This is a genomic window from Mycolicibacterium litorale, from assembly GCF_010731695.1.
GTDB classification, from domain to species: Bacteria; Actinomycetota; Actinomycetes; order Mycobacteriales; family Mycobacteriaceae; genus Mycobacterium; species Mycobacterium litorale.
In genome coordinates, this window is the sequence record NZ_AP022586.1 from 2,192,042 (window position 1) to 2,213,904 (window position 21,863).

Annotated in this window: 26 protein-coding genes; 17 read left to right on the forward strand and 9 right to left on the reverse strand. The window is 69.1% G+C overall.

The features are described 5' to 3' along the window. The 3 genes from G6N30_RS10250 to dut are packed head-to-tail and all read right to left on the reverse strand — an operon-like array spanning nt 1 to nt 1,778. The gene (locus G6N30_RS10250) at nt 1-510 is read right to left on the reverse strand and encodes a putative immunity protein (protein WP_134052436.1); all 510 of its coding nucleotides are present in this window, start codon (nt 508-510) and stop codon (nt 1-3) included. Nucleotides 511-543: 33 nt separating this feature from the next. Beyond that, nucleotides 544-1,314 (reverse strand): DUF3710 domain-containing protein, encoded by a 771-nt coding sequence (locus G6N30_RS10255; protein WP_134052438.1) that lies wholly within the window; start codon nt 1,312-1,314, stop codon nt 544-546. Next, the gene (gene dut / locus G6N30_RS10260) at nt 1,314-1,778 is read right to left on the reverse strand and encodes a dUTP diphosphatase (RefSeq protein WP_134052440.1); all 465 of its coding nucleotides are present in this window, start codon (nt 1,776-1,778) and stop codon (nt 1,314-1,316) included. The genes G6N30_RS10255 and dut overlap by 1 nt, the downstream gene beginning before the upstream one ends. Before the next feature lie 25 nt (nt 1,779-1,803). Between dut and G6N30_RS10265 the strand changes: the two genes are divergently transcribed. Beyond that, nucleotides 1,804-2,283 carry a DUF3093 domain-containing protein gene (locus G6N30_RS10265; RefSeq protein WP_134052442.1) on the forward strand — a complete coding sequence of 160 codons (480 nt, stop codon included), beginning with the start codon at nt 1,804-1,806 and terminating at the stop codon, nt 2,281-2,283. A 4-nt stretch (nt 2,284-2,287) separates the two neighbouring features. On the opposite strand, the gene G6N30_RS10270 is transcribed toward G6N30_RS10265, so the two are convergent. Beyond that, nucleotides 2,288-2,590, reverse strand: coding sequence for a DUF4193 domain-containing protein (locus G6N30_RS10270; protein WP_059092940.1), 303 nt, complete (start codon nt 2,588-2,590; stop codon nt 2,288-2,290). Nucleotides 2,591-2,763: 173 nt separating this feature from the next. Between G6N30_RS10270 and cei the strand changes: the two genes are divergently transcribed. Next, on the forward strand, nt 2,764-3,420 hold the full coding sequence (gene cei / locus G6N30_RS10275) for an envelope integrity protein Cei (RefSeq protein WP_134052444.1): 657 nt from the start codon (nt 2,764-2,766) through the stop codon (nt 3,418-3,420). Between the two features lie 4 nt (nt 3,421-3,424). Here the strand turns inward: cei and G6N30_RS10280 are convergent, their stop codons facing one another. Further along, entirely contained in the window at nt 3,425-4,270 is an 846-nt protein-coding gene (locus G6N30_RS10280) for an inositol monophosphatase family protein (protein ID WP_134052446.1), read from the reverse strand. 125 nt (nt 4,271-4,395) lie between these two features. Here G6N30_RS10280 and ppgK point away from each other — a divergent pair, with 125 nt between their 5' ends. From ppgK to G6N30_RS10320, 8 genes are all read left to right on the forward strand, one after another. Further along, complete coding sequence (gene ppgK, locus G6N30_RS10285) at nt 4,396-5,205, forward strand: polyphosphate--glucose phosphotransferase (protein ID WP_134052448.1); 810 nt, start codon at nt 4,396-4,398, stop codon at nt 5,203-5,205. A gap of 224 nt (nt 5,206-5,429) precedes the next feature. Next, nucleotides 5,430-6,911 carry an RNA polymerase sigma factor gene (locus G6N30_RS10290; RefSeq protein WP_134052450.1) on the forward strand — a complete coding sequence of 494 codons (1,482 nt, stop codon included), beginning with the start codon at nt 5,430-5,432 and terminating at the stop codon, nt 6,909-6,911. Nucleotides 6,912-6,914: 3 nt separating this feature from the next. Further along, on the forward strand, nt 6,915-8,006 hold the full coding sequence (locus tag G6N30_RS10295; protein WP_134052452.1) for a methyltransferase: 1,092 nt from the start codon (nt 6,915-6,917) through the stop codon (nt 8,004-8,006). A 141-nt stretch (nt 8,007-8,147) separates the two neighbouring features. Continuing rightward, on the forward strand, nt 8,148-9,509 hold the full coding sequence (locus G6N30_RS10300; RefSeq protein WP_134052454.1) for a GntP family permease: 1,362 nt from the start codon (nt 8,148-8,150) through the stop codon (nt 9,507-9,509). A 16-nt stretch (nt 9,510-9,525) separates the two neighbouring features. Further along, nucleotides 9,526-10,701 (forward strand): CaiB/BaiF CoA transferase family protein, encoded by a 1,176-nt coding sequence (locus G6N30_RS10305; RefSeq protein WP_134052456.1) that lies wholly within the window; start codon nt 9,526-9,528, stop codon nt 10,699-10,701. Between the two features lie 5 nt (nt 10,702-10,706). Continuing rightward, nucleotides 10,707-11,630 (forward strand): LysR substrate-binding domain-containing protein, encoded by a 924-nt coding sequence (locus G6N30_RS10310; RefSeq protein WP_134052458.1) that lies wholly within the window; start codon nt 10,707-10,709, stop codon nt 11,628-11,630. Between the two features lie 8 nt (nt 11,631-11,638). After that, nucleotides 11,639-12,451, forward strand: a complete 813-nt coding sequence (locus tag G6N30_RS10315; RefSeq protein ID WP_134052460.1) for an HpcH/HpaI aldolase/citrate lyase family protein — start codon at nt 11,639-11,641, stop codon at nt 12,449-12,451. A 4-nt stretch (nt 12,452-12,455) separates the two neighbouring features. Then, nucleotides 12,456-12,821 (forward strand): RidA family protein, encoded by a 366-nt coding sequence (locus tag G6N30_RS10320; RefSeq protein WP_234880094.1) that lies wholly within the window; start codon nt 12,456-12,458, stop codon nt 12,819-12,821. Here G6N30_RS10320 and G6N30_RS10325 read toward each other — a convergent pair. Then, entirely contained in the window at nt 12,809-13,186 is a 378-nt protein-coding gene (locus tag G6N30_RS10325) for a DUF952 domain-containing protein (RefSeq protein WP_163687504.1), read from the reverse strand. The two genes, G6N30_RS10320 and G6N30_RS10325, sit on opposite strands and share 13 nt — an antisense overlap. A 154-nt stretch (nt 13,187-13,340) precedes the next feature. Here G6N30_RS10325 and G6N30_RS10330 point away from each other — a divergent pair, with 154 nt between their 5' ends. After that, complete coding sequence (locus G6N30_RS10330) at nt 13,341-13,532, forward strand: DUF7455 domain-containing protein (RefSeq protein WP_011559579.1); 192 nt, start codon at nt 13,341-13,343, stop codon at nt 13,530-13,532. A gap of 76 nt (nt 13,533-13,608) precedes the next feature. Further along, the gene (locus G6N30_RS10335) at nt 13,609-14,592 is read left to right on the forward strand and encodes a YihY/virulence factor BrkB family protein (protein ID WP_134052464.1); all 984 of its coding nucleotides are present in this window, start codon (nt 13,609-13,611) and stop codon (nt 14,590-14,592) included. Here the strand turns inward: G6N30_RS10335 and G6N30_RS10340 are convergent. Next, complete coding sequence (locus G6N30_RS10340; protein WP_134052466.1) at nt 14,582-14,818, reverse strand: DUF3039 domain-containing protein; 237 nt, start codon at nt 14,816-14,818, stop codon at nt 14,582-14,584. The two genes, G6N30_RS10335 and G6N30_RS10340, sit on opposite strands and share 11 nt — an antisense overlap. Nucleotides 14,819-14,877: 59 nt before the next feature. Here G6N30_RS10340 and G6N30_RS10345 point away from each other — a divergent pair, with 59 nt between their 5' ends. The 3 genes from G6N30_RS10345 (at nt 14,878) to G6N30_RS10355 (ending at nt 17,262) form a co-directional block, all read left to right on the forward strand. Further along, a complete protein-coding gene (locus G6N30_RS10345) occupies nt 14,878-15,297 on the forward strand; it encodes a DUF3099 domain-containing protein (RefSeq protein WP_134052468.1) in 420 nt (139 codons plus the stop codon). A 147-nt stretch (nt 15,298-15,444) separates the two neighbouring features. Continuing rightward, a complete protein-coding gene (gene sigB, locus G6N30_RS10350; RefSeq protein ID WP_134052470.1) occupies nt 15,445-16,404 on the forward strand; it encodes a sigma-70 family RNA polymerase sigma factor SigB in 960 nt (319 codons plus the stop codon). 162 nt (nt 16,405-16,566) lie between these two features. Continuing rightward, nucleotides 16,567-17,262, forward strand: a complete 696-nt coding sequence (locus G6N30_RS10355; protein WP_134052472.1) for an iron-dependent transcriptional repressor DtxR — start codon at nt 16,567-16,569, stop codon at nt 17,260-17,262. Here the strand turns inward: G6N30_RS10355 and G6N30_RS10360 are convergent. Then, nucleotides 17,259-18,299, reverse strand: coding sequence for a DUF4192 domain-containing protein (locus G6N30_RS10360; protein WP_134052474.1), 1,041 nt, complete (start codon nt 18,297-18,299; stop codon nt 17,259-17,261). The two genes, G6N30_RS10355 and G6N30_RS10360, sit on opposite strands and share 4 nt — an antisense overlap. Nucleotides 18,300-18,398: 99 nt before the next feature. Next, entirely contained in the window at nt 18,399-19,094 is a 696-nt protein-coding gene (locus G6N30_RS10365; RefSeq protein ID WP_134052476.1) for a hypothetical protein, read from the reverse strand. 115 nt (nt 19,095-19,209) lie between these two features. On the opposite strand from G6N30_RS10365, the gene sthA reads away from it, so the two are divergent. Both sthA and G6N30_RS10375 read left to right on the forward strand, forming a co-directional pair. Then, complete coding sequence (sthA, locus tag G6N30_RS10370; protein ID WP_134052478.1) at nt 19,210-20,625, forward strand: Si-specific NAD(P)(+) transhydrogenase; 1,416 nt, start codon at nt 19,210-19,212, stop codon at nt 20,623-20,625. 166 nt (nt 20,626-20,791) lie between these two features. Next, a complete protein-coding gene (locus G6N30_RS10375; RefSeq protein WP_134052480.1) occupies nt 20,792-21,826 on the forward strand; it encodes a proteasome assembly chaperone family protein in 1,035 nt (344 codons plus the stop codon). Nucleotides 21,827-21,863: the final 37 nt, after the last annotated feature.

Below are 21,863 nucleotides of genomic sequence, written 5' to 3' on the forward strand. Positions count from 1 at the left end.
TCAGTCGGAGAACGCGAACCAGCAGATGCTGTTGCGCGCCGCCTGGTCTTCGAGAACCAGCCCGCGGATCGCGTGGGGAAGTCGCCTCCGTTGCCAGTCTCGTTCCGCGCGACCGGCGTGAGGGTCGTCGGGGTGGGCGCTGCGGACGGCCTTGATCGCGTATGCCGCCGCGCCGAGGCCGTGCTCGGCAACGTGTCCCACGCATGCGGCCTGTCCGGCGGAGTACGCGGCGAAGCGGGCCGCGCCGCGGAGATGGCGGGCCGCCCCCATGGCGTGGCCACCCGCGGCGCGGGCACGCATCATCGCGAGATCGCCTCGCGCCCACGCCCGTGCGGCCGCCACGGCTTCTCGCGGCCGCGGATCGTCGGGCCGGACGGTGGCGAAGTGGCCCAGGACGTGCTCGGCGCACTCGGCGGCCCACAGCGCGATGAGGCGGTGGTGGTCGTCGGTCAGCGTGCCGCCCCGGCGAATGGTGACCAGGCGGGGGCCACGGACCTCGGGCAGGATCACGTCGGCTCCCGATCGTGACGCGCCGACCGGTGTCTAGCCGCCGGTGATGGTGCGCAGCTGCTGCATCGCCGAACCCTGGGCGCTGCGGCGCGCGGCGGGTTCCGGCGGGGCCGGAGGCGCAGGCGGCGTCTGCTGCGCAGGGTCCGCCTGCTGACCCTGCTGACCCTGCTGGGCGGCCGCGGCGGCCCGCAGCTGGGCGGCCATCGGCTCGGGCAGCTGGACCGGCAGCGGGGTGCGCACCGGCAGCGGCGTGTCGCCGCGACGGACCACGGTGTCCCGCAGGGCTTCCCGCGCCTCGAGCGTGAGGGCGTCGATGCTGTCGGCGACGCCGTTGACCACGCAGCGGATCATCCAGCGGTACCCGTCGATGCCGATGAACCGGACCATTCCGGAGGCCGAACCGACCACCTCACGGCCCCACGGGCCGTCCTGGATGCTCACCGAGGCGCCGTCCTTGCGCAGCGAGTCGGCCAGTTCGCCGGCCACTTCGCGCCACAGCCCCGCCGATTTCGGCGCCGCGTAGGCCGCGATCGTGAACCGCCCGTTCGGCGTGACCACCCAGACCGCGCTCGGCACGCCGGCTTCGTTCAGCTCCACCTGCACCTGGCCGGCAGCGGGCATGGGGACCAGCACCGACCCGAGATCCAGCCGCCCCTGGGCGGCCACCTGCTGGTCGTCGAAGTCCTCGATGTCGAACGGACCGTCGACGTCCTCCTCACCGACCTGGTCGACGACCGGTTCGGCGGCCGGCGCCTGGGCCGGTTCGCCGATCTTGCCGCTGCTCTTGCGTTTTCCGAATGCCATCACAAACTCGCATGTCCGCCGGAGGAACCGTGGCCGCCATCGCCACGGGTGGTCTCGGCCAGTCCGGCTTCGTCGAACGACGTCACCTCGACCAGCTCGGGTAATTCGACCCGCTGCACGAGCAGCTGGGCGATACGGTCCCCGCGCCGGATGACGATCGGCGCGTGCGGATCGAGGTTGATCAGCGACACCTTGATCTCCCCTCGATAGCCGGCATCGATCGTCCCTGGGCTGTTGACGATCGAAAGCCCCACGCGCGCAGCCAAACCCGACCGCGGATGAACCAGGCCCACCATGCCGTACGGAATCGCCACGGCGATTCCCGTCGGCACCAGTGCCCGCTCCCCTGGCGCCAGTTCGACGTCGCAGGCGCTGAACAGGTCGACGCCGGCGTCACCGTCATGGGCCCTGGCGGGCAACGGTAGCTCGCGGTCCAGACGCAGGACCGCCAGAGAGGTGGACACGACGTCAGAGATTACTCTGAGGCGCGTGTCCGACACGCGCGCAACCACCCAAACGGTGCGCTACCGCGAACGGCTCTCGGTGCCGTGGTGGTGGTGGCTGCCCGGACTCGGGCTGGCGGCATTGATCGCCTACGAGGTCAACATGGGTATCGAGGGGCTGCCGGACTGGCTGCCGTACGCACTGCTGCTTCCGGTCGCGGCGGTGGTGCTGATGTGGTTCGGCAGAGCCGAGATCCGTGTCGTGAGCGGCTCGCACGGTGACACGGAGCTGTGGGTCGGCCCCGCGCATCTGCCGGTCAGCGTCGTGGGGCGGTCGGCGGAGGTGCCCAGGACGGCGAAATCCGCGGCCCTGGGACGCCAACTCGACCCGGCCGCCTACGTCGTGCACCGGGCGTGGGTGGGTCCGATGATCCTGCTGGTCCTCGACGATCCCGAGGACCCCACGCCCTACTGGCTGGTGAGCACCCGTCATCCCGACCGGGTGCTCTCAGCGCTCGGCCGCTGAGCGGTCAGGCCGCGCAGTCCGAGCAGATCATCATGCCGTTCTTCTCGCTCGCGAGACGGCTGCGGTGATGCACCAGGAAGCAGCTCGAGCAGGTGAACTCGTCGGCCTGCTTGGGGATCACCCGGACGGAGAGCTCCTCGCCGGACAGATCCGCGCCGGGCAGCTCGAAGTTCTCGGCGGTCTCCGACTCGTCGACGTCGACAACCGCCGACTGCGCTTCGTTCCGGCGTGCCTTGAGTTCCTCCAGCGAATCCTCGGAGACATCGTCGGTCTCCGTACGCCGTGGGGCGTCGTAGTCGGTAGCCATGAGTTGTCCCCTCCGTGAGCGTGCAGCAGTGCTTTGTACCAGCGTCGAACGCATTCACCAAACGATTCGTGCCCGTTACCCCCTCAGTCTCTCTGTGATTTACCTCACATACCCCGCGGATCACTTCGCCAACCGGGAGCGACCGGCGACGCCCGGGGCTCTACAGTGCATGGGTGGTCTCGAGCATCACCGAAGGCACCGCGTTCGACAGGCACGGTCGCCCCTTCCGCCGGCGCAACTACGTGCCCGGCATCCTCGCCATCGGCGCGCTGGCGGTCATCTCCGTGGTGGTGTGGGTGATCGCGCTCAACCAGCCGGTCGACGTCCGCGAGGCCGCCGTCTGCAATCCCCCGCCACCGGCCAACGCCACCCAGCCGCCGCCCCCGGCGCTCGGTAAGCAGGTGTCACGCACCGACATGATCGACGTCACGCCGGCCAAACTCGCCGACACGACGATCCGCGTGCTCAACGCGAGCGGTCAGGGCGGCCAGGCCGGTGAGATCGCCGGCGAACTGCGCGACCTCGGCTTCGCCCCGCCGGAGGCGGCCAACGACCCGATCTACGCGACCGCGCGGCTGGAGTGCCAGGGCCAGATCCGGTTCGGCCCGAGCGGCCGCGCGGCGGCCGCGGCGGTGTGGCTGGTGGCGCCGTGCACCGAACTGTTCGAAGACCAGCGCCCCGACCCCACGGTCGACCTGGCGCTCGGCACCGAGTTCGCCGAACTCGCCGCGAGCGACGACATCGACGCGGTGCTGGCGAGCCTGCGCCCGGACGCGACCGCGCCGGCCGATCCGGAGCTGCTCAAGCAGATCCACACCGGCACCTGCTGAGCGGTCAGCCGCGGATCCCGGCGCGCCGCAGCGCCTCGTCGAATTCGGCGGCGATGCCCGGGGCGGCCGCGACGACGAGCCCGGCGCCGCCGACCGCACCGGCGGTGGGAGGCAGCGACACGGTCGCCCCGGCCTCCGCCGCGATCAGCGCCCCCGCCGCCCAGTCCCACACGTTGACGCCGTCTTCGTAGTAGGCGTCCAACTGGCCGGCGGCCACCATGCACAGATCCAGCGCGCACGAACCGATCCGGCGCACGTCCCGCACCTGGGCCATCAGCTCGACGAGCAGTTCGGCCTGACGGCGGCGACGGTCGGGGGCATAGGCGAATCCGGTGCCCAGCAGGGCCATGGCGAGCCGGTCGGGCGCATTGCAGCGCAGCGGGCGCACTTCACCGTGCCGGCGCAGCTGCGCCCCGTGTCCACGGGCGGCCGAGTACACCGCATCGGCGGCGACGTCGGCGACCGCGCCGGCCACCGATTCCCCGTCGCGCTGGACGGCGATGGACACGGCGTACGCCTCGATGCCGTAGACGAAGTTGACCGTGCCGTCGATCGGGTCGAGCACCCAGGTCAGCTGGCCCGCCCCCGCGTCGGCACCGCCGCCCTCCTCCTCGCCGAGGATCTGCTCGCCCGGCCTGCGTTCGGCGAGCCGGTCCCGCAACAGCCGTTCGGTCTCGGTGTCGACGACGGTCACCGGGTCGGTCGGTGTGCTCTTCGCGGACACCGCATCGGAGCCGCCGTCGGCGGAGGCGGCGCCGAACACCTCGCTGCGCCGCGCCCGCACGAATGCGGCTGCCTCCCCGGCCAACTGCTCGGCCACCTCACGCAACACCACCGGATCGCTGTCCATACCAATATCGCATCATGTCGGCGCGCAGATGTCCCCGCCGGTTGCCCGGACAGCCGCCCGCGCCGTTCGGGCAGCAACTAGTGTGTGAACCGCGTACCGCCGGGCCGCCACTGTGAGGAGCGCTGATGACCGCCACCGATTCGCCCGTCGCAGAGCCGGGCACCTCCGGCGCACCGGCCCGCCGCGGGTTCGGCATCGACGTCGGCGGCAGCGGCGTCAAGGGCGGCATCGTCGATCTGGACACCGGGGCGCTGGTCGGTGACCGTTTCAAACTGCCCACCCCGCAGCCCGCCACGCCGGACGCCGTCGCCAAGACCATCGCCGCCGTGGTGCGGGAGTTCGGCTGGACCGAGAAGCTGGGTGTCACCTACCCCGGCGTGGTCACCTCGGGCGTCGTACACACCGCCGCCAACGTCGACAAGTCATGGCTCGGCGTGAACGCCCAAGAGGTCTACAGCGCCGCGCTGGACGGGCAGCCGGTCACGGTGCTCAACGACGCCGATGCGGCCGGCCTGGCCGAGGAGCGGTTCGGCGCGGGCAAGGACAACTCGGGTGTCATCGTGTTGCTGACCTTCGGCACCGGCATCGGCTCGGCGGTCATCCACAACGGCATCCTGCTGCCCAACACCGAATTCGGCCACCTCGAGGTGGGCGGCAAGGAGGCCGAGCACCGCGCCGCCTCCTCGGTCAAGGAACGCAAGGGCTGGAGCTACGAACGCTGGACCGAAGAGGTCACGCGTGTGCTCGTCGCGATCGAGAACGCGATCTGGCCCGATCTGTTCATCGCCGGCGGCGGGATCAGCCGTAAGGCCGACAAGTGGGTGCCGTTGCTGAAGAACCGCACGCCCGTGGTGCCCGCGGCGCTGCAGAACACCGCGGGCATCGTCGGCGCCGCGATGGCCGCTGCGTTGGATGTCACAGCTACCAACCGCTAACCATGCGGTCGCGGCTCGCCCGGGGGCACTATTTCGCCGCTCGGCACGGCGTCGCCCCACAGTGTCGTTACAATGGTCATCGGCGGCCGCCAACCGAATAGCGGCAGATTCCCAAGTTGAGATCACGCCGACATTCGACATAGCCGACGTTCCGTTGGCGCCTGCTCCCGTGCACACGTGGAGGATCCGGGTGCCCACGGGATCCGTAAGACCGAAAGGGTGACGTGGCAGCGACAAAGGCAAGCCCGGCAACCGATGAGCCGGTGAAGCGCACCGCTACCAAGACCCCCGCGAAGAAGACTCCCGCGGCGAAGGCCCCAGGGGCCAACGGGACCGCGCCCGCCAAGCGGGCGGCCAAGGGCACCGCGGCGAAGGCCCGCGCCCCGAAGAAGGACGGTCCCGCCACCCGCGGTCGCGGTAAGAAGTCCACCGCACCCGAGGCCGGCGCCACCGAGGCCCTCGCCGACGACGATCTGGACGGCGCCGACACGCTCGACGCCGAGCCCGACATCGACGTCGTCGACGACGCCGATCTGGATCTCGACGACCTCGACACCGACGAGGCCGAGACCGAGACCGACGACGACAGCGAGGAGGGCGAGTCCGCCGAGGCCGACGCCGCGCCCGTCCCCGCCGCGAAGGGCGGTGCGGTGCCCGCCGCACCCGCCACCGACGACGAGGAGATCGCCGAGCCGTCCGAGAAGGACAAGGCCTCCGGTGACTTCGTCTGGGACGAGGAGGAGTCCGAGGCGCTGCGGCAGGCCCGCAAGGACGCCGAGCTCACCGCATCGGCCGACTCGGTGCGCGCCTACCTCAAGCAGATCGGCAAGGTGGCGCTGCTCAACGCCGAGGAAGAAGTCGAGCTGGCCAAGCGCATCGAGGCCGGGCTGTTCGCCACCCAGAAGCTGGCCGAACTCGCCGAGAAGGGCGAGAAGCTGCCGGTGCAGCAGCGCCGCGACATGCAGTGGATCTGCCGCGACGGCGACCGCGCCAAGAACCACCTGCTCGAGGCCAACCTGCGTCTGGTGGTGTCGCTGGCCAAGCGCTACACCGGCCGCGGCATGGCGTTCCTGGACCTGATCCAGGAGGGCAACCTCGGCCTGATCCGTGCGGTCGAGAAGTTCGACTACACCAAGGGCTACAAGTTCTCCACGTACGCCACGTGGTGGATCCGTCAGGCCATCACCCGCGCCATGGCCGACCAGGCCCGCACCATCCGCATCCCGGTGCACATGGTCGAGGTCATCAACAAGCTGGGCCGCATCCAGCGCGAGCTGCTGCAGGACCTGGGCCGCGAGCCCACGCCCGAAGAGCTCGCCAAGGAGATGGACATCACGCCGGAGAAGGTGCTGGAGATCCAGCAGTACGCGCGTGAACCGATCTCGCTGGACCAGACCATCGGCGACGAGGGCGATTCCCAGCTCGGCGACTTCATCGAGGACTCCGAGGCCGTGGTGGCCGTCGACGCGGTCTCCTTCACCCTGCTGCAGGATCAGCTGCAGTCGGTACTCGAGACGCTGTCCGAACGCGAGGCCGGCGTCGTCCGCCTGCGCTTCGGGCTCACCGACGGCCAGCCGCGCACGCTCGACGAGATCGGGCAGGTCTACGGCGTCACCCGCGAGCGCATCCGGCAGATCGAGTCGAAGACGATGAGCAAGCTGCGCCACCCCAGCCGTTCCCAGGTGCTGCGCGACTACCTCGACTGATCCGTGCCGAAGCCTCCGAAGGTGCCGCCGCAGCGACTGGTGCGCGCGGTCGATCGCATCCGTGCCGGCCTGCAGCGGGCGCATCGCTCGACCGCGCCGGGCAACATCGCGCTGCTCGAACTGGCGACGGGCGCCTGGACCACCGCGGCGCTGTACACGGCCGCGCGGCTCGGCGTCCCCGACCAGTTGGCGGCCGGCCCCAGACACGCCAAGGACGTCGCCGCTCGGATCGGCGTCGACGCCGACGGGGTGTACCGGCTCATGCGGGCGCTCGCCAGCCGCGGTGTGCTCACCCAGCGCGCCGACGGGTCGTTCGCGCTGACCCGCGTCGGCGACGCCCTGCGCTCGGACGCAGAGGGCTCGCTGCGCGACATGGTGCTGTTCATCGGACACCCGATCCGCTGGGCGGACTGGGGCAATCTCGAGCACTCGGTGCGCACGGGCGGCACGGCGTTCTCCGAACTGCACGGCCGGCCGTTCTTCGAGTACCTCGACACCGACCCGGAGTTCGCGGCGGTGTTCAACAACGCGATGACCGCGAGCAGCGGCCTGGCCGACGAAGTGGCGCTGGGCGCCTATGACTTCACCGGTGTCAGGCTCGTGGTCGACGTGGGCGGCGGGCACGGTTCGGTGCTGAGCACGATCCTGCGCAGCGCCCCCGAGGCCCGCGGGGTGCTCTACGACCTGCCCGCGGTGGTGGCCGGCGCCGGCCCGACGTTCGACGCGGCCGGGGTCGCCGACCGCGCCTCGGCCACCGGCGGATCGTTCATGGACTCGGTGCCCGACGGCGGCGACACCTACGTGATGAAGAACATCATCCACGACTGGAACGACGACGATGCGGTGCGCATCCTGCGCAACATCCGCACCGCCATCACACCCGGCGGCAAACTGCTGCTGCTCGAGATGGTGCTGCCCGAACGCGCCAACGGGTTCATCGGACTGCTGCTCGACCTCGAGATGCTGGTCACCGCGGGTGGCAGGGAGCGCACCCGTGGCGAGTACGCGAACCTGTTGTCGCGCACCGGTTTTCGCATCACCCGGGTGATCGACACGGTGACCCCGCTGTCGATCATCGAAGCCGACCCGGTCTGACGACCGGCGACCGGCATCGGCATTTTGTCTGCCGACAGCTATAAGCGGGGCTTATGGTGGGCTAGTGGATTATGGTCTTCTGTTGAGCGCTCCTCGGTGATTGGCTTCACGCAACAGCCCGCTCATCGAGGAGCCCACACCATGATCGTCTTGCACGCGACCATCGCCATCGCCGCCGTGGTCGGACTGATCATCATTCTGAAGATCGATCCCGTCATCTCGCTCGTGGTGGGCTCGCTGTATCTGGGTCTGGCGTCCGGCCTCGGCCTGGAGTCCACCATCACGGCGATCATCGACGGATTCGGCAGCATCATGGCCGAAGTGGGCCTCCTGATCGGGTTCGGAGTGCTGATCGGGGCCCTGCTGTATTCCATGGGCGCACTCCAACGGCTGGTGGTGTTGCTGATCCGCGCGCTCGGACCAAGGCGGTTGCCGTATGCGATGGCCGCCGCACTGACCACGGTCTTCCCGTCGATCTACGTCGACGTTCAGCTCGTGCTGGCTGCTCCTCTCGCCCGCTCGGCGGCACCGGAACTCGGTCGCAACGGGCTCGGTCTGCTGGCCGGCGCCCTGACCGCGGGGATCCTGGTCGGGTACGTCTTCGTCGTTCCGGGCCTCGGAACCGTGTCGATCGCCGGTCTGCTGGACATTCCGCTGGCGACGATGCTCGGCTACGGCTTGGTCATCGGCACCCTGACCGTGCTCATCACCGTTCTCCTCTACAGCGTGCTGGTGCGATTCGGTTTCTGGAACCCGGACAAGGACGAGCACGCCTCGGAAGCGCTACTCGAGGAGGAGGCACTGGCCGCTGACATGACGGACGCCGATGAGGAGTCCGGCCGGCGCCTGCCACCGCTGTTCCTCGCACTGCTTCCGGTGATCGTTCCGCTGGTGATGATCGCCTTCGGCGCGATCGCCGACGCCGCCGGCTTCTCCACGTCGCTGATCGCCTTCATCGGCAACCCGGTGTTCGCTCTGTTCGTGGGCCTGCTCGGCGCATACGTCCTCGCCAAGGTCAGTCTGGACCGCGACCGCACCGACGAGGCGATGACCAAGGGTTTCAACACCATGGGTCAGATTCTGCTGATCACCGGCGTGGGCGGATCGCTCGGCGAGGTGATTTCGTCGACCGACCTGCAGGATGTGCTGGGTGACCTGTTCTCCGCAGAAGCCGGCGCGCCGATCATCGTGAGCATCCTGCTCGCCTGGCTGATCGCGGCAGTGTTGCACCTGGCGATCGGGTCGATCTCCGTCGCGGCGATCACCGCGTCCGGCATCATCGGCCCAGTCCTTGGCCAACTCGGCGCACCGGTAGTCATCATCGGCCTGGCCATCGGCGCCGGAGCGCTGTTCGCACTGCAGGTGAACAGCAACTTCTTCTGGATGTTCCAGACCCTCCTCGGAGTCACCACGCGCGGTGCGCTCAAGGCGTTGACCTTCGTCACCGCCCTGGCATCCGTCGTCGCGCTACCCCTGATCGCCGGCCTGAGCCTTGTCATCTGAATCTGCGAGGAGCGTCATGCAACCCCTGCGCGGTATCACCGTCGTATCGCTGGAACAAGCCATCGCCGCCCCATATGCGAGCCGGCACCTGGCCGACCTCGGCGCCCGGGTCATCAAACTGGAACGACCGGGTGCCGGTGATTTCGCCCGCGGCTACGACACCCGGGTGAACGGTCTGAGCAGTCACTTCGTGTGGACCAACCGCAACAAGGAATCGCTGACCGTCGACTTCAAGGATCCGCGGGGAGCGGAGATCGTCCGGCGGCTGCTCGACGACGCCGATGTCTTCCTGCAGAACCTCGCCCCGGGCGCGACGGGTCGGGCGGGGCTCGGCGCGGCCGAACTGCAGCGGACCAATCCGAAGCTGATCGTTTGTGACATCTCCGGATACGGGCTCGGCGGACCATACGAGACGATGAAGGCCTACGACCTGATGGTGCAGAGCGAAGCCGGTCTGCTGTCGGTCACCGGCACGGCCGACGACATGGCCAAAGTCGGCATCTCGGTGTCCGACATCGCCGCTGGGATGTACGCATACAGCTCGATCCTCGCTGCGCTGATCGAACGCGGAACTACTGGTCGCGGCGCGCATCTCGATGTGTCGATGCTCGAAGCGACAGTGGAGTGGATGGGGTTTCCGCTCTACTACAGCTTCGACGGCGCCCCACCGCCGCCGCGGGCCGGGGCCGCGCACGCGACCATCTACCCCTACGGCCCGTTCACCGCCGGTGACGGCACGACCGTGATGATGGCCATCCAGAACGAGCGCGAGTGGGCGGCGTTCTGCGACCGCTTCCTCGGTGACGCGTCCATCGCCACCCGCGAGGAGTACCGAACCAACTACCAACGAAACCACCATCGCGAAACGCTCGCACCGATCATCGCCGACCGCTTCGCCCAACTCAGCGGGCACGAGGCGGTGGCCGCCCTGGCGATGGTCCCGGTCGCCTACGCACGGGTCAATACGATGAGTGACGTGTGGGCACACCCTCAATTGGCTGCCCGGAACCGTTGGCGGACCGTCGGCACGCCTGCAGGAGACGTTCCGGCGCTGCGACTGCCCGGTCTGGTCGACGACGATCCGCGCATGGAGCCCGTACCCGCGTTGGGCGAGCACACCCGGCCGATCCTGCAAGACCTCGGGTTCTCCGGCGAGGAGATCGACGTGTTGCGCACCGACGGTGTCGTCTGATCACAGTGGACATCACCGATTTGCGGTACCTGATCGCGGTCGTCGACGCAGGCAGCCTGTCGCGGGCGGCGGTCGCCCTGCGGATCTCGCAGCCGGCGCTGAGCCAGCGGATGACGCACCTGGAGGACGAGCTCGGCGTCCGGCTCCTCGAACGCGGACCGCGCGGGGTGCTCGCCACCGAGGCCGGTCAGGACTTCTACCGGGACGCGCACCGCATGGTGCGGCAGTTCGACCAACTGTCGCGGGCGGTGTCCGATCATCGTCAGATCCGCGGACTGGTGGCTGTCGGGCTGCCGTCCGCGGTCGCGACTCAGCTTGCCGCGCCGCTGTATTCGTGGGTCCGCCAGCAAGTTCCCGGGGTACGGCTCGAGTTGTTCGAGTCGATGAGCGGCTACATCGAGGAGCTCTTCGACCGTGGCCGAATGGACCTTGCAGTGGTCTACCGCGATCAGCCGCGCGAGCGCCCCGGCGACATCGCGCTGTACTCCGAGGAGCTCTATCTCGTCGGTGACCCTGGCCGTCCCGTCGCTTCCGACACCACGATTCGCCTGCCGGAACTCGCCGACGTACCGCTCGTCGCGCCAGGGATCCGGAGCAGCCTCCGAGTGATGATCGAGCAGGCGCTGCGCGAGCATCGGATCAGTCCGACGGTGGTGGCCGACGTCGAGTCGCTGAGCACGATGGTGCGGATCGCCCAGACCGGCGACGCGTGCGCGCTGCTGCCGTTGTCGAGCGCCACCGCGGCGTCGGTGCCGATACGGCACGTCATCGATCCCCCATTGCGTCGATTCGCGATGGTGCGCACCGCAAATGAGCTGTCCGCCCCGCGTGAAGCCGTCGACGCCGTCTGCCGGGGTATCGCCGAGGTCACCCGCCAGCTGGCGCGCGCCGGAAAGTGGCAGGGCATCTGCATGACCGAATCACCTTGAAGGGCAACATGATCGACATCGATACCGCCGGCACTCTGCTTTTCGTGCCGGGTGATCGGCCGGATCGCTTCCGGAAGGCCGTGGACAGCGGGGCCGATCTCGTCGTCATCGACCTCGAGGATGCGGTGCCACCGGCCGGCAAGGATGCCGCCCGCCGCAACGTCGGCCGGTGGCTGGATGCCGGACACCGCTGTGCAGTGCGGATCAACGCCTTCGACACCGTCGAAGGCGACGCCGACCTGCAGTGGCTGACGGGCCGCGACTGCCCGGTGATGTTGCCGAAAGCCGAGGATGCGCGCCGCATCGTCGAGCGGCTCGGTGACCACGCGGTGCTGGCACTGATCGAGACAGCGAGCGGAGTGCTCAACGCCGCCACCGTCGCCGCGGCCACGCCCGTCCGCCGCCTGGCCTTCGGCAGCTTCGACCTCGCAGCGCACCTAGGGGTCGCCCCGGAGGATCGCGCCGCGCTGGCCGCGGCCCGAAGCATGCTGGTGCTGGCGTCGGCGGCCGCGGGCCTGGCCCCTCCCCTCGACGGCGTCACCGCCGCCGTCACCGACAATGCCGCGCTGACCGAGGACATCCGCTACGCCGTCCAACTGGGCTTCGGCGGCAAACTGTGCGTTCATCCGGCGCAGGTGCCCGCCGCCGCCGCTGCCCTGGCGCCGAGCGCCGCCGACGTGGCCTGGGCCCAACGGGTGATCGAGAGCGAGGGTAGTGCCGTCAGCGTGATCGACGGACGCATGGTCGACAAGCCGGTGTTCGACCGGGCGCGCCGAATACTGACCGCGGCGCCTGGCCACGCTTCCCCTCCCCTACCCTGAATCAGTGGCCGACCGCCTGGTGATCAGTTCCGGTTCCGAATACGAAGCGCTCGTCGGTTATTCGCGGGTGATCCGCATCGGCGACCAGGTCGCCGTGGCCGGCACCACCGGCGCGGGCGAGGACATCGCCGAGCAAGCGCGAGATGCGTTGCGGCGCATCGAAACCGCTCTCACCCAGGCCGGCGCGTCGCTGTCGGACGTGGTGCGCACCCGGATCTACGTCACCGACATCTCCCGCTGGCGCGAGGTCGGCGCCGTGCACGAGGAGGTGTTCGGCGCCATCCGCCCCGTGGCGACGATGGTCGAGGTGTCGGCGCTCATCTCCCCCGGCCTGTATGTCGAGATCGAGGTCGACGCTCACGTCAGCTGATCAAGCGGCGGGAACGTGCCGTCGGGGCCCGGCCGGTACGGTGTGACAGCTCTCACCGCCGCCGCGGGCAGCGGGCCGTACAGGTGCGGGAACTTCATCGCCTCGGGATCCGTTGGAACACCGGGCTCCCAGAGAACCGGGTCGGTCAACCGGTCCGGATCGATGTGGAGCAGCACCAGATCGGTTCGGCCGGCATAGAGCCGGTTGGCCGGCAGGTGCACCTGCGCCGGCGTCGACAGATGGACGAAGCCGGCACTCGCGAGCGACTCCGGACGGTGTTCGCCCTGGGCTGAAATCGCCTGCCATTCCGCGGCACTGCACAAGTGCACGAGGACATGTGGTTTCGGGGCCGAATGTGGGTACATACGTCTAGCCTGCACACCCGGCAACCGGAGTTGACGTGAGACACGACACACCGGTGAACCCCTGGGGAACAAGGCCGGAACTGAATACGTCTGACAGAGTGGAGATACGCGTGAGGGTGAACCGCCCGATCGCCGAGAAGGAAACGGAGGAGCCATGACCGCAACTCTGACCAGCCCCGAACTCACGCGGGCTGATCGCTGCGATCGCTGCGGTGCCGCGGCCCGTGTGCGCGCAAAGCTGCCCTCCGGCGCGGAACTACTGTTCTGCCAGCACCATGCCAACGAGCACGAGGCGAAGCTGGTCGAGCTCGCCGCCGTCCTCGAAGTGAGCCCTGTCGAGGCCTGAGTCCCCACCACGGCGTCCAACACGGCACCAGCCATTGTGGGCGTTCCCGCCCGTCGTCAGTAATGCTGGTCTGGTCATGACAGACCAGCGCCCGCCGGTTAAACCGTCCCGTCATCACGTTCGGCACGTCGTCGTCCGCACGCTGTCGAAGAGCTGGGACGACTCGATCTTCTCGGAGTCGGCCCAGGCGGCCTTCTGGTGCGCGCTGTCGTTGCCACCCCTGCTGTTGGGGATGCTCGGCAGCCTCGCCTACATCGCGCCGCTGTTCGGGCCGGATGTCCTGCCAACGATCGAGAACCAGCTGATCAACACCGCCGACAGCTTCTTCTCGTCGAACGTGGTCAACGAGATCATCGAGCCGACGGTGCGCGACATCGTCAAGGGCGCGCGCGGTGAGGTGGTGTCACTGGGCTTCGTCATCTCGCTGTGGGCGGGGTCGTCGGCGATCTCGGCGTTCGTCGACTCGATCGTCGAAGCGCACGATCAGACGCCGCTGCGGCATCCGGTCCGGCAACGGTTCTACGCGCTGGGCCTGTACGTGATCATGCTCGTGTTCGCGATCGCCACGGCCCCGCTGCTGGCGCTCGGCCCTCGCAAGGTGGCCGAGTTCATCCCGGACGACTGGGACAACGTGCTGCGTTTCGGTTACTGGCCCACGCTGTTCGTGGGCCTGATGATCGCGGTGAACATCCTCTACCGGGTGTCGCTGCCCAAACCCCTGCCGTCACACCGGCTGATCTTGGGCTCGATCCTGGCCGCGGTGGTGTTCCTGGTCACCACGCTGGGACTGCGCGTGTACCTGACGTGGATCACCAGCACCGGCTACACCTACGGCGCACTGGCGACTCCGATCGCCTTCCTGTTGTTCGCGTTCTTCCTGGGCTTCGCGATCATGATCGGCGCCGAACTCAACGCCGCCATCGAGGAGCAGTGGCCGGCGCCGACCACCCACGCGCGCCGGGTGCGCGGCTGGCTGGGAGACCGGGCCGCCGCCGCATCGCCGGCGGCGCCGAGCGCCCCCGCTGCGCCGGTCACCCCGGACGAGCCCGCTACTTCTTGAGCGACTCGTAGATCCGCTTGCAGTCCGGGCACACCGGAGACCCGGGCTTGGCCGACTTCGTCACCGGGAACACCTCACCGCACAGCGCGACGACATGCGTTCCCATCACGGCACTCTCGGCGATCTTGTCCTTCTTGACGTAGTGGAAGAACTTGGGAGCGTCGTCGTCGGTCCCGTCGTCGAGGCGTTCGTCGGTGTCCGGGCGCTCGATGGTCTGCGTCTGCATGCATCCATTGTGCCCGGCAAGCATTCGGTAAGAAATGCGACGGGCACGGCAGGCCCAGGATGTGGAACAGTGGAGGTATGAAACACGGCCCCGAGCTGAGTTTCGACGATGAGGGTCGGCCAGTTCTGATCACTCGTGCGGCACCGGCGTACGAGGAGCAGCACCGTGCCCGCGTCCGGAAGTACCTGACGCTGATGTCGTTCCGCATCCCCGCCCTCATCCTGGCCGCGGTCGCCTACAGCATCTGGGAGAACGGTCTCCTCTCGCTGGGCATCGTCGTGCTCTCGATCCCGCTGCCGTGGATGGCCGTGCTGATCGCCAACGACCGGCCGCCGCGCCGCGCCGAGGAGCCCCGACGTTTCGACCGCAGACAGCGGATTCCGTTGTTCCCCACCGCCGAACGGCCCGCGCTGGAATACCGCGTGCAACCCACACCGCAACCGGACGCCGCGGCCGGCGACGGCGACCCTCCGCGTTGACGGTCGCGACCGGCCATTCTCAGCACATTCTCAGGTCGTCACACAAAAACCGCTGATCAACACGTGTGAAGCACGCGATACCCGGGAACTACTCACGGCACTTGAACGTTGAAGCTCATGACAGACCGAGCTGATCAGGAGGCCGTCATGGCAAATGCCACCACAAGCCGCGTCGATAGCGATCTGGACGCCCAGAGCCCGGCCGCTGACCTCGTGCGCGTGTATCTCAACGGCATCGGCAAAACGGCCCTGCTGAACGCCGCGGACGAGGTCGAGCTGGCCAAGCGCATCGAGGCGGGGCTCTACGCCCAGCATCTGCTCGACACCAAGAAGCGCCTCGGCGAGACCCGCAAGCGCGATCTGGCGGCAGTGGTTCGCGACGGTGAGGCCGCGCGGCGGCATCTGCTCGAGGCCAACCTGCGTCTGGTGGTGTCGCTGGCCAAGCGCTACACCGGGCGCGGGATGCCGCTGCTGGACCTGATCCAGGAGGGGAACCTGGGTCTGATCCGCGCCATGGAGAAGTTCGACTACACCAAGGGCTTCAAGTTCTCGACGTACGCGACGTGGTGGATCCGTCAGGCCATCACCCGCGGCATGGCCGACCAGAGCCGCACCATCCGGCTGCCGGTCCACCTCGTCGAGCAGGTGAACAAGCTGGCGCGCATCAAGCGTGAGATGCACCAGAACCTCGGCCGGGAGGCCACCGACGAGGAACTGGCCGAGGAGTCGGGCATCCCCGCGGAGAAGATCGCCGACCTGCTCGAGCACAGCCGCGATCCGGTGAGCCTGGACATGCCCGTCGGCAGCGACGAGGAGGCCCCGCTGGGCGACTTCATCGAGGACGCCGAGGCGATGTCGGCCGAGAACGCGGTGATCTCCGAGCTGCTGCACACCGACATCCGGCACGTGCTCGCCACGCTCGACGAGCGCGAACAGCAGGTCATCAGGCTGCGCTTCGGTCTCGACGACGGCCAGCCCCGCACGCTCGACCAGATCGGCAAGCTCTTCGGGCTCTCCCGTGAGCGGGTCCGCCAGATCGAGCGCGAAGTGATGGCGAAGCTGCGCAACGGGGAACGCGCCGACCGGCTGCGCTCGTACGCGAGCTGATCGCCCACCCACGAGAACGGCCAACGTGCCCGCCGGTCGCCCCGGCGGGCACGTTGTCGTAGAACCCACATCCGACCGTGTGTGTCGTCGCCGATGAAGGCCGCTGTCGAGGCGGCTCAACCGGTAGACTCGACCACGACAGAGGGTCTTGAGAGGCACCGAATGAACGATCTGGTCGATACCACTGAGATGTACCTGCGCACCATTTACGACCTCGAGGAAGAGGGCGTGGTGCCGCTGCGTGCGCGCATCGCCGAACGCCTCGACCAGAGCGGTCCGACGGTGAGCCAGACGGTGTCGCGCATGGAGCGCGACGGGCTGCTCCAGGTCGCCGGGGACCGGCACCTGGAACTGACCGAGAAGGGCCGCGCGCTGGCCATCGCGGTCATGCGCAAGCACCGGCTCGCCGAACGGCTGCTCGTCGACGTCATCGGCCTGCCGTGGGAGGAAGTACACGCCGAGGCGTGCCGTTGGGAGCACGTGATGAGCGAGGACGTCGAACGGCGCCTCGTCCAGGTGCTCGACAACCCGACCACCTCGCCGTTCGGTAACCCCATCCCCGGCCTGTCCGAACTGGGCCTCGACCGGTCGCCGTCGCGCGCGGAGGCGGTCAACCTGGTCCGCCTGACCGAACTGCCCGCCGGCATGCCCGTCGCGGTCGTCGTCCGCCAGCTGACCGAACACGTCCAGGGCGACGCCGACCTCATCGCGAGGCTCAAGGAAGCCGGTGTGGTGCCCAACGCCCGCGTCACCGTCGAATCCGCCGCCCACGGTGGGGTGAACATCGTCATTCCCGGCCACGAGCAGGTCGAACTGCCGCACCACATGGCGCACGCCGTCAAGGTCGAGAAGGTCTAACCCGCGCGGCGCCGGCGGATCCGTTGCGGCGGCAACCGCACGCCCAACTGGTCGGCGAGCCGGTATCCGGTGACGGCGAGTTCCCGGATCCGCTCCGGTCGCAGTCCCGACTGCAGCGCCTGATCGAGCATGCCCGCCATCCGGTGGCTGCCGTCGATGCGCAGGGCCGCTTCCAGTGACACCCCGGCCAGCGGACCGTCTCCCCTGGCGTACGCGGAGAACGCCAACAGCACCAGCGCCTCGACGCGGTAGGCGGCCGGCAGGATGCGGGCCAGCGACACCCACAGCGCCTCGGCCCGGTCGGCGTCCTCGCCCACCGCGAGCGCGAACAACGTGTCCCTCACCCGCACATCCCGCAGCGCGCGGCCCAGCCGTGCGGCCAATTCGTCGGCCAGCGTGCCGCCGTCGGCGACGTGCGCCGCCGCGACCCGCGCCTCGGTGATCGCCGCGCAGGCGTCCGCATCGGACATCTCGGGCCCCTCGCACGCCGCGATCACCTCGGCCAGCGCCGCACTGCGCGTCGGGTCGACGGCGATCACCGCCTGCAGTTCGGCGCGGCCGGTGTAGAGCCGCCGGCCGTCGAGGACCGCCGCGAGCGCCAGCGGCGACGACGACGGGTCCTCGATCACCCCGCCGCGGCCGCACCCGTCCGCGCAGTGCCAGTGCCCGCCCGCCGCGACGCGGTCGACGACGTGGGCGCCCAGCAGCTCGATCCCCCGGTAGTCCAGTTCGTCGGCGAGCTGTTCGGCGACGTCGCGGTAGTCGTCGTTGCACGGGTGGCAACCCGCGCCGTGCTCGTCGACGATCACGGCGACCGCGCCGTCGGGCCGTGCGGCCGCGGCCACCTCGGCCAGGTGGGCGATCTGGTCGGTCATGTCCTCGGCCAGATCGATCCGCAGGACACATCCCAGCTCCCCGCGGTCCACGGTCACCAGCACCAGCGACATTTCGGGCACGAAGCCCAGTACGGCGGGCACCGCGGCGATCACGGTGCCCGGGCGGTCGAGTTCGAAATCAGGGGTATGCGATGTCGTCATACCTCGAACAGTGGCCGCACCCCCTGTCAGTCCGGCCGCCGCGACCCGCCCGCGGACCCCGTCTGGGGATGAACTCGGCGCTGGGGAGAGCCGGCGCGCTCAGCGTTCGCCGCGGCGTACGGTCAGCAGCGCGTCGGCGAACAAAAGGTCCAGCGCGGCGGTGTCCGGGGCTGCACTCGCGTCGTTGTTCAGCCACGCGGCGGTCAGCCGCACGTCGTCGATCTGGGCGCCCAGACGCAGCACCCGTACCGGCGGCTCGGTGGACCGCCGGATCGTGGCCTCGCTCGCCAGGGAGTCGTCGGCATCCACCGGCCGGGCGGGCAGCAGCACGGTGTCGACGGTGGTGACCACCTCGCCTGCGGTGGCGGTCAACGACGGGCAGCGCGCGACCTGCGCGTGGCGGTCGGCCAGTGTCGTGCCGGTCCGGGTGAGGATGACGACCAGCGCGGCACCGGTGCCCGGGTCGACGCCCTGCGCGGCCACTGCGTTGCGCGGACCGGAACCCACCGGCGCCGGTGCGCATCCGGCCGGTTCGACGGTGGCGCCCGCGGGCACCCCGTCGACGCTCGCGACGGCCTCGGAGACCCCATGCGCATCGAGCACCGCGGCGCGGTACGGCGCGGGAAACGCGGACGGCTCGACCAGCACTTCGGTCAGCACCACCGGCATCCCGTCGTCCACGGCCGCTGCGCCGTCGACCACCCGCACACATCCGCACAGCACGACGACGCACGCGAGCAACACGGCGCCCGGTGCGCCGCGACCCCGCACGAGCACGCCGTCCATCGCGGTCATCGTCTCACCGGGCCGACGTCGCGGCGGTCAGGCGCGCGGTGGGCGGGCAGTGTTCACGAGCTGTTGACGCGGGTCGGCATGCGGAAACGCACCCGGCGGCGTAGACCTTGTGTCCATGGGTTCCATGCAGGAGTTCGACCTGGTCGTGATCGGATCCGGGCCCGGCGGGCAGAAGGCGGCGATCGCCGCGGCCAAGCTGGGCAAATCGGTCGCCGTCATCGAGCGCGGCCGCATGCTCGGCGGCGTCTGCGTCAACACCGGCACGATCCCGTCCAAGACACTGCGCGAGGCCGTCGTCTACCTGACCGGGATGAGCCAGCGCGAGCTGTACGGCGCCAGCTACCGCGTGAAGGAAAAGATCACCCCGGCCGATCTGCTGGCACGCACCCAGCATGTGATCGGCAAGGAGATCGACGTGGTGCGGTCGCAGCTGATGCGCAACCGCATCGAGCTCTACATCGGCCACGCCCGCTTCGTCGACCAGCACACCGTCCTGGTCGAGGATCCCAACCGCGCCGAGCGGATCACGGTGTGCGGTCGCAACATCGTCATCGCCACCGGCACCAAACCGGCCCGCCCGCCCGGCATCGAGTTCGACGAGCGGCGGGTGCTCGACTCCGACGGGATCCTCGACCTGCAATTCATCCCCTCGTCGATGGTGGTCGTCGGCGCCGGCGTGATCGGCATCGAGTACGCCTCGATGTTCGCCGCGCTCGGCACCAAGGTGACCGTCGTGGAGAAGCGCGACGCGATGCTGGAGTTCTGCGATCCGGAGGTCGTCGAGGCGTTGCGCTTCCACCTGCGCGACCTCGCGGTGACGTTCCGCTTCGGCGAGGAGGTCACCGCCGTCGACGTCGGCTCGGCGGGCACCGTCACCACACTGGCCAGCGGTAAGCAGATCCCCGCCGAGACCGTCATGTACTCGGCGGGCCGCCAGGGGCAGACCGACCACCTCGATCTCGAGAACGCGGGGCTCGAAGCCGACGCGCGCGGCCGGATCTTCGTCGACGACAACTACCGCACGAAGGTCGACCACATCTACGCCGTCGGCGACGTGATCGGCTTCCCCGCGCTGGCCGCCACGTCGATGGACCAGGGCCGGCTGGCCGCCTATCACGCCTTCGGGGAACCGGCGAAGGGCATGACCGAGATCCAGCCGATCGGCATCTACTCCATCCCCGAGGTGTCCTATGTCGGCGCCACCGAGGTCGAGCTGACCAAGGACTCCGTACCCTACGAGGTCGGCGTGTCCCGCTACCGCGAACTCGCGCGCGGGCAGATCGCCGGGGACTCGTACGGCATGCTCAAACTCCTCGTGTCCACCGAAGACCTGCGGCTGCTGGGCGTGCACATCTTCGGGACCAACGCCACCGAGATGGTGCACATCGGGCAGGCCGTGATGGGCTGCGGCGGCACCGTCGAATACCTGGTCGACGCGGTCTTCAACTACCCGACCTTCTCCGAGGCCTACAAGGTCGCCGCGCTCGATGTGATGAACAAGCTGCGGGCGCTCAGCCGATTCCGCTCCTGACACTCCGGTTCAGCGGGCGCCGGCGGGGCATCCTGCGCGGGAATGCGGCGCGGCTCGCGACGCGTTGAGCGTGTACCCGCGGCAGCGGACACCCCGAAGTGCGGGACACTTGTGGTCACGGCGCGACGTAGTACCGGCGTCGACCGCGGCGAGGAGGCGAAGCGAAATGGCAGACACCCCAGAGCACCCGAACACCCCGGACCAGCCGGACACCACCCACGGACAGCAGTACCAGCCCGACCCCACCGGCATGTACGAGCTGGAGTTCCCGGCCCCGCAGCTGTCGGCGGCCGACGGACGCGGACCGGTGTTGATCCATGCGCTGGAAGGTTTCTCGGACGCCGGCCACGTGGTCCGGTTGGCCACCGCGCACCTCAAGAACAGCCTGGACACCGAGCTGGTCGCGTCGTTCGCCATCGACGAACTGCTCGACTACCGCTCCCGGCGGCCGTTGATGACGTTCAAGACCGACCACTTCTCCGCCTACGAGGAGCCGGAACTCAACCTCTACGCCATGCATGACAGCGTGGGGACGCCGTTTCTGCTCCTCGCCGGCATGGAGCCGGATCTGCGCTGGGAGCGGTTCATCACCGCGGTGCGCCTGCTGGCCGAACGGCTCGGCGTCCGGCAGACGATCGGGCTCGGCTCGATCCCGATGGCGGTTCCGCACACCCGGCCGGTCACGATGACCGCGCACGCCAACAACAAGGAGCTGATCGCCGAGCACACCCCGTGGGTGGGCGAGGTCCAGGTGCCGGCGAGCGCGTCGAATCTGCTGGAGTACCGGATGGCTCAGCACGGTCACGAGGTCGTCGGCTACACGGTGTATGTACCGCACTACCTGTCGCAGACGGCCTATCCCCCGGCCGCCGAGGCGCTGCTCGCCGAGGTCGCCAAGACGGCGGCGCTGCAGATCCCGCTCGCCGCGCTGTCGGAGGCGGGCGCCGAGGTCTACAGCAAGATCAACGAGCAGGTCGAGGCCAGCGTCGAAGTTGCTCAGGTGGTGACCGCCCTGGAGCGCCAGTACGATGCGTTCGTCGCCGCCCAGGAGAACCGGTCGCTGCTCGCGCACGACGAAGATCTCCCCAGCGGTGACGAACTCGGCGCCGAGTTCGAACGGTTCCTCGCCCAGCAGGCCGGCGAGAAGGACAAAGAGGACAGGTACCGGGACGGGTTCTCCGACGGCGAGGACCGTAGCTGAACAGACCGCACGCCGAGGCGAGCCCCGGCCCGAGGAC